This window comes from Lysobacter sp. Root604, assembly GCF_001427505.1.
GTDB lineage: Bacteria > Pseudomonadota > Gammaproteobacteria > Xanthomonadales > Xanthomonadaceae > Lysobacter.
Map to the genome: position 1 here is coordinate 41812 of NZ_LMGS01000011.1, position 11003 is coordinate 52814.

The 11003-nt window shown below is 68.2% G+C and carries 8 protein-coding genes; 6 read left to right on the forward strand and 2 right to left on the reverse strand.

The genetic code is table 11. The annotated features are described in order from the left end of the window. Window positions 1-111: 111 nt before the first annotated feature. Entirely contained in the window at window positions 112-1071 is a 960-nt protein-coding gene (locus tag ASD69_RS17535) for a hypothetical protein (RefSeq protein WP_056181394.1), read from the reverse strand. Window positions 1072-1074: 3 nt separating this feature from the next. Continuing rightward, window positions 1075-1410, reverse strand: a complete 336-nt coding sequence (locus tag ASD69_RS17540) for a helix-turn-helix transcriptional regulator (protein WP_056181397.1) — start codon at window positions 1408-1410, stop codon at window positions 1075-1077. A 176-nt stretch (window positions 1411-1586) separates the two neighbouring features. Here ASD69_RS17540 and ASD69_RS17545 point away from each other — a divergent pair, with 176 nt between their 5' ends. The 6 genes from ASD69_RS17545 to ASD69_RS17570 all read left to right on the forward strand — a co-directional run bounded on the left by ASD69_RS17545 (window position 1587) and on the right by ASD69_RS17570 (window position 10992). Further along, a complete protein-coding gene (locus ASD69_RS17545; RefSeq protein WP_056181400.1) occupies window positions 1587-2435 on the forward strand; it encodes a CoA ester lyase in 849 nt (282 codons plus the stop codon). A gap of 11 nt (window positions 2436-2446) precedes the next feature. Continuing rightward, on the forward strand, window positions 2447-4888 hold the full coding sequence (locus tag ASD69_RS17550; protein WP_056181920.1) for a sodium:solute symporter: 2442 nt from the start codon (window positions 2447-2449) through the stop codon (window positions 4886-4888). Window positions 4889-5269: 381 nt separating this feature from the next. Further along, a complete protein-coding gene (locus tag ASD69_RS17555; protein WP_056181402.1) occupies window positions 5270-6154 on the forward strand; it encodes a LysR family transcriptional regulator in 885 nt (294 codons plus the stop codon). Window positions 6155-6423: 269 nt separating this feature from the next. Beyond that, window positions 6424-8700 carry a TonB-dependent receptor gene (locus ASD69_RS17560; protein ID WP_056181406.1) on the forward strand — a complete coding sequence of 759 codons (2277 nt, stop codon included), beginning with the start codon at window positions 6424-6426 and terminating at the stop codon, window positions 8698-8700. A gap of 223 nt (window positions 8701-8923) precedes the next feature. After that, a complete protein-coding gene (locus ASD69_RS17565; protein ID WP_056181409.1) occupies window positions 8924-10063 on the forward strand; it encodes a serine hydrolase domain-containing protein in 1140 nt (379 codons plus the stop codon). Beyond that, window positions 10060-10992, forward strand: a complete 933-nt coding sequence (locus ASD69_RS17570) for a ribokinase (RefSeq protein ID WP_056181411.1) — start codon at window positions 10060-10062, stop codon at window positions 10990-10992. Before ASD69_RS17565 ends, ASD69_RS17570 begins: the two co-directional genes overlap by 4 nt. Window positions 10993-11003 lie beyond the last annotated feature (11 nt).

Genomic DNA, 11003 nt, shown 5'->3' on the forward strand with positions numbered 1-11003 from the left:
CAAGAAAAATATGGCCGAGCGCGCTAGGGCGCGATCGGCCGTGGGGACAGCGCTCGGTGTAGTGGGACTATCCGGCGCGAGTAACATTCAGGCAGCGCTTGCGCAGCACCTTTATGCCCGCTCCACCCGATCCGGCGCCGGCTTGACCTTGCGCAGCGCCAGCAAGGCGGTGGTGAGCAGCGAGAACGCGACTATCAGCGCCATCAAGGCCTTGGCCGTGCGATCGCTGGTCGGCGTCATCATCACCGGGCCGTCCACGATCACCCACAGCATCGCCGCGCAGGTCAGCAGGACGAACACCGTTTCGATGCGGCGCAGCGCCGGCGACCAGCGGCCGCGGATCATGACGGTGGCGTAGAAGGGCAGGTTGAGCAGCAGCAGTGCGAACATCCAGGGCGCTTGGCGCTGCAGGAAGGTATCGGTGTAGGTGAGGGCCTGGTAGGCCACCGGCGCGGCGCGGCCGCCGAAGGCCAGATCCAGCACCACGGTCGGTTGGGTGAGTATGTACAGCCCGCAAGCCATGCCGACCAGCGCCAGCACCATGGCGGCGCGGCCGCCCTGGATGCGGTCGCCCGAGCGCGGTTCCCACTGCGCGGTTTGCGGCCAGCGTCGACGGATCCAGGCGGCGAGGGCGTAGCCCGTCACCAGCATGCCGGGCCACCATAGCGAGGGCACGAACACGCTGCCCCACCAGTAACCCCAGCGATGGCCGAAGGCGCTGAGCAGGCTGACGCCGGGGTCGATGGGTTGGCTCAGGCTGGACCACAGCCCCAGGCCCCAGATGATGAGCAGGCCGATCACCGAAGCGCGCAGGAAGGCATGCGCGTCGGCGGGATCGATGATGCTCAGATTGGGGCGGTAGCGCGCCGCGACCTCGTCGGGGCGTCCGAACTCGCGCAAGAACGCGATCGCCATCGCGGAGTCGGGCTCGCGCCCCGCGGCTTCGGCGCGGTCCTGCAGCCCTTCGCCGATCAGGGCGCGCAGCTCGTAGGCCACGTCGTTGCGTTGCTTGCGCGGCAACTGCAGGGCCACGTCGGACACATAGGACTCGATCACTTCGTTCGCATTCATTCCTCATTCCTCCCGCAGCAGTCGATGCATGGCGTCGTTCATCCCCTGCCATGAGTCGGTGAGCTTGCTCAGCAGTTTTCGCCCGTTCGCATTCAGCGAGTAGTAGCGGCGCGGCGGCCCGTCCTCGGTGCGCCATTCGCTCTGCAGCAGGCCCTGGGTTTCCAGGCGCCGCAGCAGCGGGTAGAGCGTGCCTTCCTCGATCGCCATGCCTTTGTCGGCCAGGGCTTGGCGCAGTTCGTAGCCGTAGCGCGGGGCTCGCAGCTGCGACAGCGTGGCCAGCACCACCACGCCGCGTCGCAGCTCGAGTTCCAGTTTTCCGAAGGCGTCTGTGTCGACCATGTGGCGCACAGTACTGTGCGTTACACAGTATGTCAACCGGCTAGGTTGCGGAGGCGCGGAACGCCCGAATTCGAAACAAAACCTATCGTTTGAACATGCCTGGCCTGTGCGCTCGCTATCTTTGCCTTGGCGCACACTGCCGGCCATGACCCAGATCAGCCAGGCTCGGCCGTTCCATGCGTAGCAAATTGTTCGTGCCCGGAACGCGGCCGGAGCTGTTCGCCAAGGCGCTGGCCGGAGAGGCCGATGCGCTGTCGTTCGACCTGGAAGACGCGGTCGCGCCCGAACGCAAGGACGAGGCGCGTGCGGCGGTGGCTGAGTTCGTGGCCTCGGAGGCGCTGGCCGCCAGCGCCAAGCTCGGCATCGTGCGCGTCAACGCGCCGGACTCGCCCTGGTTCGCGGCCGATCTGGCCGCGGTGGCGCGGCCGGGCGTGAGCTTGCTCAACCTGCCCAAGATCGAATCGGCCGAGGCGCTGCATGCGGCAGTCGCGCGCATCGAGGCGGCCGAGGCCGGCAACGGCGTCGAACGTCCGATCGGGCTGCTGATCAATATCGAGACGCCGCGTGCGCTCGCCGCGGCGGCGCAGATCGCCGCCGCGCATCCGCGTGTGGCCGGGCTGCAACTGGGCCTGGGCGATCTATTCGAACCCGAGGGTGTGGACCGGCGCGATCGCGCCAATGTGCACGCGGCGATGTTCGCGCTGCGCATGGGCGCGGCCCAGGCTGGCGTGTTCGCCTTGGACGGGGCCTATGCGGACCTGCAGGACGACGAAGGCTATCGCGCCGAAGCGGAGATGGCGCGGCGTCTGGGTTTCCTCGGCAAGACCTGCGTGCATCCGCGCCAGATCGCCTTGGCCAATGCGGCCTTTGCGGCCACCGAGGCCGAGTTGGCGGCGGCGCAGCGCATCGTCGATGCCGCGGCGCGGGCTCCGCAGCGCGGCGTGTTCGTGGTCGATGGGCGCATGATCGATCTGCCATTCTTGAAACGCGCCCAGGCGCTGCTGGCTGCGAAGGGGCGTGCATGAGCGTGCGGACGATGCGTGGATGGATTAGCGGCGCGTCGGCGTTGCGGAAGTCGTGGCGCACGGTGTTGATGTTGTTGCTGCTGGCCGTGGTCGGCCCGCTGCACGCCGAAGCGCTGACGCCGATGCGCGCGCAGCCGTTGCCCAGCCTGAAGACCGAGTCGCCGCTGATCGGCCTGGCGCGCGTGCAGGGCCGCGCGATCGCGCTCACGCGCGACGGCGCGTGGTCGCTGGAGGAGGGCGCCAGCGCCTGGGCGCCGTTGCCTTGGCCTGCGCAGACGAAGGCGTCCGAAGTCGTGTCGCTGGTGCAGGACGGCGAGCGCGCCTATCTGCTGCTGGGGCAGGGCGCGCAGCGCATGGCCACGCAGGTGGTGCAGCTGAGCCTGCGCGACGGCGCGATTGTCCTGCGGCCGCTGGCGCCGCTGCCGCTGGCCTTGCGCGATGCGCGCGGGGCCCTGTCTGCGGAGGCCTTCTATGTCGCGGGCACCGCCGGCGACGGTACGGCGCATCTGTTGCAGCTGAAGTTCGAGGACGAACGTCCGCATTGGGCGCCGCTGACGCCCTGGCCGGGCGGCGGTGCGGCCAGTTCGCTGGTCGCGCAGACCAAGGCCCTGTTCGCGGTGGTGCCGGCCGCCAGCGGCGGCGACCGCGTGCTGCGTTGGTCGGCGGAGCCGGGTTGGACCGAAGCTAGCCGCGCGCCGGGGCGCGTCGTGCCCGGCTCCGGCCGCGCCATCGGCCAGGCCCACATTCTGTATCTGGTGGAGGAGGGCGCCGAGGCCGGCGCCGCCGCAAAGATCGCCACCTATCAGACCATCACCGCCAGCTGGGCGACCCTGCCCGGCGCGCAGGCCGCCCACAGCATCGCCACGGCGGCCTGGCCCGACGGTTTGATCTGGGCGCAGGCCGGCGCGGACGGGCGCGAGATCGCTTTCGCCAGCGCCCAGGTGCAGTCCAGCAAGCTGCGCCTGCACTGGCTGGACTGGGTGGTGATCGTGGTCTATCTGGCCGGCATGATCGGCATCGGCCTGTACTTCTACCTGCGCGAGAAGCGCAGCTCGACTTCCAACTTCTTCGTCGGCGGCCGCACCATTCCGTTCTGGGCCGCCGGCATCAGCCTGTACGCGGCCAATACCAGCTCGATCAGCTTCATTGCGATCCCGGCCAAGGCCTTCGAGACCAATTGGCAATACATGGCCAACAACGTCATCGCGGTGTTCGGCCTGATGTTCGTGGCGGTGTGGATCGTGCCGTTGCTGCGGCGCCTGGACCTGATGTCGGTGTTCTCCTACCTGGAGACCCGCTTTCATCCCTCGATCCGCATGCTCGCCAGCGCCTTGTGCGTGTTCGTGCAGATCGGCAGCCGCATGAGCGTGATCCTGTTCCTGCCCGCGCTGGCCATCGCCACCATCACCGGCATCAGCGTGTTCTGGAGCGTGATCCTGATGGGCGGCTTCACCATCGTCTACACCGCCATGGGCGGCATGAAGGCGGTGATCTGGACCGATTTCGTGCAGGTGATCGTGAAGATGGGCGGCGCGATCTTCGCCATCGGCTTCATGATCTGGAGCCTGCGCGGCGGCTTCGGCGAGTTCTGGTCGGCGGCGATGGCCGAGAACAAGATGCACACCTTCGACTTCAGCTTCGACCTAACCAAGGCCACGGTCTGGGGCTTCATTTTCCTGGTGCTGTTCGAGGTGGTGCTGACCTTCCCCAAGGACCAGGTGTTGATGCAGCGCACCCTGTCGACCAAGTCCGACCGCGAGGCCGGGCGTTCGATCTGGGCCTTCGCGGCCATCATGATTCCCGGCGGCATCATCTTCTACACCATCGGCACGGCCCTGTTCGTCTACTACAAAGCCAACCCGGAGCGGATGAACCCGCTGCTGCCGATCGACGCGACCTTCCCGATGTTCATCGCCGCCGAACTGCCGGTGGGGGTGACCGGGCTGATCATCGCCGGCATCTTCGCCGCCGCCATGGCGACCCTGTCGGGCATCATGAATTCGGTCGCGACCCTGATCTCGGTCGACTTCTACGAGAAGCTGGCCAAGAACCGCACGCCCAAGCAGAGCGTGTTCTTCGCCGAGATCATGACCGTGGTGGTGGGCCTGGTCGGCATCGCCACCGCACTGGTGTTGTCGCGCTTCGACATCCACTCGCTGTTCGACGTCTCGATCGAGCTGGCCGGCCTGCTCGGCGGCGGTTTCGCCGGCGCTTACACCCTGGGCATGTTCACCCGCCGCGCCAATTCGCCGGGGGTGGCGATCGGCATCGGCGCCAGCATCGTGCTGACCCTGGTGATCTGGTCGTTCGACATGGTGCACCCGTATTTCTACCTGGCGATCTCGATTCTGTTGTGCATCGTGATCGGCTACGTCGCCAGCCTGTTCTTCCCGGCGCCGACGCGGTCGCTGAAGGGCCTGACGATCTATCGCGACCGCGCTAGCGATATCTGAGCCTGGCGTGCGCGGGCGGCGCGCGTTTGCGGGTGTCGGTTAGGGGTTCGAGATGATCCAGCGGCGGAGGATGGCATCTCGGTTGCGGCCCGCGGCCAGGTATCGCGACGCCGCAGCGCATTCGCGCGTCGCGCGAACCGTCCTGCCTGCCCATCGTGTCCGGATCGTGCGCGCCGCCGCCGGGCGCGCTGTGTCCCCCTTGGGTTGGGTGCGGCGTCGATTGTTGGCCTGCCCGCATGGGTCGCCAAGGCGCGAACGCTATATTCAGACGCTGGCGCAGCTTGGCTTTGGCGGTCGTTCCGCACGGCGGTGCGCGGCGCGGCGAGCATGGTGCCGGCATCGGCGCTGGAGTAACCTCCAGCCTTCAAGGGATAGGGTCACGTGGAAACTCAGTTCCTGCACACCTTCGTAACCGTGGTCGACCAGGGCTCGATGGCCGCGGCGGCGCGCGTGCTCGGGATCACCCCGGCCGCGGTCGCCCAGCAGATCCGCACCCTGGAACGCGAGATCGGCGCGCCGCTGATCGCGCGCGTCGGCCGTACCGTCAGCGTGACCGAGGAGGGTTCGCGGATCCTGTCGCGCACGCGCGAGCTGCTGCGCAGCGTCGCCGACCTGCGCAGCGTGGCCAACGAGAGCGGGGTCTCGGGCGAGCTGCGCCTGGGCGCATGCCCGACCGCCTTGGCCGGCATGCTGCCCGACGTGCTCGCGCGCATGGTCGAGACCTTTCCGCAGATCAACGTGTTCATCAAGCCGGGCTATTCGGCCGACCTCTACCACGCGGTGGAAAAGGGCGACCTGGACGCGGCGGTGGTGCTGCAGGCGCCGTTCCCCCTGCCCAAGACCTGCGAATGGCAGCTGCTGCGCGAGGAGCCGCTGATCGTGCTGGCGCCGCAGAGCATGGCCGAGCGCGACCCGCACGAGCTGCTGGCGACCCAGCCGCTGATCCGCTACGACCGCCACCAGTGGGGCGGGCGCCAGGCCGACGAGTACCTGCGCGCGGCCAACATCGTCCCGCGCGAGCGTTTCGAGCTCAACGCGCTCAACGCGATCGCGGTCATGGTCGACCGCGGCCTGGGCGTGTCGCTGGTCCCGGATTGGGCCAAGCCGTGGCCGGAAGGGCTGAAACTCGCGCGCATCCCGTTGCCCGACGCCTCGGCCACGCGTCGGATCGGCATCGTTTGGTCGCGTTCCAGCGTGCGCGTGCGCCTGGTCACGGTGTTCCTGCAGGAAAGCCGCAAGGCGATGCAGGCGGCGCAGAAGGGCTGAGCGTCGGGTCGCGCTTCGTCGCGGAAAAATGTTGCAACGCGACATTTTTCCTGCGGACTCAAGCAACAAAACCTAGTCTCTGAACATAGCCCGCGCCGGTTCTATGCCTGCGTCCGAGCGCATACGCTCGCTTGCACCAACAGGGCTGCGGGGACGTCGGGGGCGTCGCCAGAGCGAAGCGCGATCCGCGCGGTTCCACGCATCATCGATCAACGACCACGCCGCGACGGCGCGAACCGTCGCCATCCGAATCCAGCACGAGACACGACATGGTCAAGCCACTCAGCGCCGCGATCAGCAGCATCCTGCTGCTCTCCGTCATCTCCGGAAATGCCCGCGCGCAGGACGCCGAAGCGGTTGCCGAAAGCGAAACCAAGGACTCCTCGGCGGTCGATCTGGACAACGTGGTCGTCACCGGCACGCGCAGCCCGAAGGCGGTCGACAAGATTCCGGGCGCGATCACCCTGGTGTCGAAGGAAGAAGTGCAGCGCAGCCTGGTCCTGACCGAGGACGCGACCGCGGTGCTGGCGCGCTCGGTGCCCGGCTACGCCGAGTCCTCGCAGGCGATGAGCAACACCGGCGAGAACCTGCGCGGCCGCGTCGCGCTGCGCCTGTTCGACGGCGTGCCGCAGGGCTCGCCGCTGCGTGAGGGCACGCGCAACGCGACCTTCACCGACATGGGCATCGTCGGCCGCATCGAGGTCATCAACGGCCCCTCGGCCTCGGAAGGCATCGGTGCGGCGGGCGGCATCATCAACTACCTGTCGGCGGCGCCGACCAAGGAAGGCAACGAGGTCACCCTGATCTCGCGCTACTCAACCCAGTTCGGCGACGACAGCGACGGCTGGAAGCTCGGCCTGAACTTCGCCCGCAAGGACGGCGATTTCGACATGCTGGCCAGCGCCTCGATCATCGATCGTGGCATCAGCTACGACGCCGATGGCCGCCGCGTCGGCATGAACACCAGCGGTTCGGTCGCCGATTCGGAGGCGCGCAACCTGTTCCTCAAGGCCGGCTACAACTTCGGCGAGGACGGCACCCAGCGCATCGAAGGCTCGGTCAGCCATTTCAAGATCGAAGGCAAGGCCAACTACGTCCAGGTGCTGGGCTGCCGGCCGGAGGAGTTCGCGATCTGCGGACAGACCCGCACCAACACCTCCGAGCGCGGTCAGATCTTCGGTTCCAAGGCCGCCTTCAACGACTTCAAGCAATACCAGCTCAGCTACACCCATTTCGACTTCTTCGGCGGCACGCTGGTGCTCAACGGCTACAAGGCCGATCAGGCCATGCGTTACCTGGTCGAGAACTCCTCCGACCGTCAGGACCCGTTGATCGCTCCGATCGGCAGCATCTACGATCAGTCCGAGATCGTGACCAACAAGAAGGGCCTGCGCACCTCCTGGACCCGGCCCTCGCTGTTCTCGGTCGAAGGCCTGGAACTGCGCGTAGGCCTGGACCTGGTCGAGGACACCGCCGAGCAGCGCCTGGCTCTGACCAACCGGGTCTGGGTGCCGCCGATGGAGTACAAGAGCCGTGCGCCGTGGCTGCAGCTGTCCTGGGACGTGGGCCCGCTCACCTTCAGCGGCGGCATCCGCCGCGAGGACGGCGAGTTGCACGTCGACGACTACACCACCACTTGGTTCCGCGACCGTCGCTTCGTGCGCGGCGGCACCCTGGACTACCAGGAAAACCTGGTCAACGCCGGCGTGGTCTGGCGCATCAACGAAGGCTTCTCGGTGTTCGGCTCCTACGGCGAGGGCTTCACCCTGGCCAACGTCGGCATCCCGCTGCGCAACATCCAGTGCTCCAACGACAGCCCCGACGGCACCCAGCCCGACGGTTGCCCGAACGACCCGCAGATCAGCGTCGGCGACCTGCTGGATCTGAACGCGATCGTGGTGGACAACACCGAGTTCGGCTTCAACTGGCGCGGCAGCCGCGGTTCGCTGAGCGCGTCGCACTACGATTCCAAGTCCGACTTCGGCCAGTCGCTGTCGATCGATCCGGTCACCAACGACTTCGTGCTGCTGCGCGCGCCGGTGCGGATCAAGGGCTACGAGCTGTCCGGCGATTACCGGTTCTCGGAGAAGTGGAAGGTCAGCGCGGTGTACTCGCATACCCGCGGCGAGACCTCGTTCTGGTCCGCCGATGCGGCCGGCCGCTATCCGGCCGGCGGCCTGAACCGTCCCATGGGCGTGCTCGACATCAACCCCGACAAGTTCGCCTGGTCGGTGACCTGGAACTTCGTGCCGCGCGGCGACATTACCCTGGGCGCGACCACGCTGTTCTCGCGCAAGCTCTCGGGCAGCGAGGTGCGTCCCTTCGACGGCCAGCGCTTCACCTTCACCGAAGAGACTCACGGCTACACCCTGTTCGACCTGGGCATGAACTACGAGACCGAACGCTGGGGCCGGTTCTCGCTGGGTATCGAGAATCTGCTGGACAAACAGTACATCCTGAGCTGGTCGCAGCCGCCGGGCGGCTTCCAGAACTACTGGGCCGGCCGTGGCCGCATGGTTTCGCTCACCCACACCATCAAGTTCTGATTCATAAGAAGTGGCGCGACACTCCCGAACTGCCGCCGACGGGTCCGTGGCCCGCGGCGGCTCTCTTTTCTCCGCGCTGGTTCGATGCGCAGGCCTGTGCGGCCTGCTGGTCTGCGCTGCCACGCTGGCGCCTGTACAAGCGGCCGAGCCTTCGCCTCTGCCGGAGTCGGCGCCCGAAGCGCAAGGCTATTCGGCGCCCCGCCTGCAACGCCTGCACGCCTTCATGGACCAGACCACCGGCGCCGACGGCTACCTGGGCGGGATCAGCCTGATCGCGCGCAACGGCCGCATCGTCGACTGGCGCGCCTACGGCTACCGCGACCTCGCGCGCAGCAGACCGCTGCAACGCGACGATATCTTCCGCATCTATTCCATGAGCAAGACCGTTACTTCGGTGGCGGTGCTGATGCTGATGGAGGAGGGCAAGTTCGCCCTCGACGACCCGATCTCGCGTTATCTGCCGGGTTTCGACGCGCCGCGGGTCGTGGCCGGCGGCAGCATCGACGCGCCGCGGCTGCGTCCGGCCGCGCGGCCGATCACGATCCGACATCTGCTCACCCACACCGCCGGTTTCGCCGCCGGCCGTCCGGGCGACGACATCGCCCTGGCACTGCTGCAACGCGCCGATCCGCACGCCGCGCGCGATCTGCGTGGCTTCGTCGAGCGCTTGAGCCGGGTGCCGCTGGCCGCCGATCCGGGTACGCGCTTCGGTTACGACGGCGCGGCCTTGGAGACCCTGGCGCGCTTGGTCGAGGTCGGCAGCGGCCTGAGTTTCGACGACTTCCTACGGCAGCGCGTATTCGCGCCGCTGCGCATGCGCGACACCGGCTTCAGCGTGCCCGCCGCGCAGCGCGCGCGTGTGGTCGACATCACCCGCATGGGCGACGACGGCCATCTGGGCCTGGACGACGGCCCCAGCGCGCGCGAACCCGGCGCGCCGCTCAATGCCTATCCCAGCGGCGCCGGTGGGCTGTACTCGACCGCCGGCGACTATCTGCGTTTCTGCCAGATGCTGCTGGCCGGCGGCACGCTGGACGGCCAGACCCTGCTGGGCCGCAAGACGGTCGAGTTGATGATGCGCAACCACCTGACCATGTTGAATCCGCCGGTCACGCAGTTCAGCGATGCCGAAGGTTTCGGCTTGGGCGGCTACGTGGTGCTGGACCCGGCGCTGCGCGGCCAGCCCGGCTCGGTGGGGCAGTTCGGCTGGTCGGGCGCGGCCTCCACCAGTTACACCATCGATCCGCAGGAGCGGTTAGTGGCGATCCTGCTGTTGCAGCATTTGCCGCGCGAGGATCGCGCCGACCTGCCGCGGGTGGCACGCCGGTTCTACGGTCTGGTCTATCAGGGCCTGGTGCCATGAACACGCGTGGCGGCAGTGTGCTGGTCGCGGGCTCGGCCAACCTGGATTTCGTGGTGCGCGCAGCGCATGTGCCGGCGCCCGGCGAGACCGTGCTTGGCCAGGGCTTTGCGACCTATCCGGGCGGCAAGGGCGCCAACCAGGCCGTCGCCTGCGCGCGCGCGGGTGCGCCGACGCGCTTGCTGGCGGCGTTCGGCGACGACGACTACGCGGCGCCGATCGAACGCTCGCTGCAGGCGGCCGGTGTGGAGGTGATGGCGCTGCGGGTGGCCGACACCACGACCGGCACAGCCTTTATCTGCGTGTCCGACGACGGCGAGAACGCGATCACCGTGGCCCCCGGCGCGAACGCCGCGCTGCGGCCCGAACATCTGCCGGACCTGGATGGCGTCAGTCATCTGCTGCTGCAACTGGAGACGCCATTGGCGACGGTCGAAGCTTGGGCGCTGGCGGCGCGCGCGGCAGGGGTGGCCGTGATCCTGAACGCTGCGCCAGCACAAGCGTTGCCGGATCGACTGCTGGCCGCCGTCGATGTGCTGATCGTCAACGAAGGCGAGCTGGCCGCGATCACCGGCGTGCACGACGACCGCGCCGCGGCCCTGGCACGTTTGCGCACGCCCTGGGTGATCGTGACCCTGGGCGCGCGCGGCTGCTGCGCGCGGATCGGCGATGCCTTGCTGGATCAACCCGCCTATCCGGTGACCGCCGTGGACACCACCGCTGCCGGCGACACATTCTGCGGCACACTGGCCGCGGCGTTGGCCGCGGGCGAGGACGGCGCCACGGCCCTGCGTCGCGCCAGCGCCGCCTCGGCCCTGGCCTGCACCCGCGCGGGCGCGCAATCCAGCGTGCCCAGCCGCGACGAGGTCGATGCCTTGCTCGCCCACGTGCGAATCGGCGACGCGCCGACGACGCGGGCCGCGTCACCCTAGCCAAGCCTGCC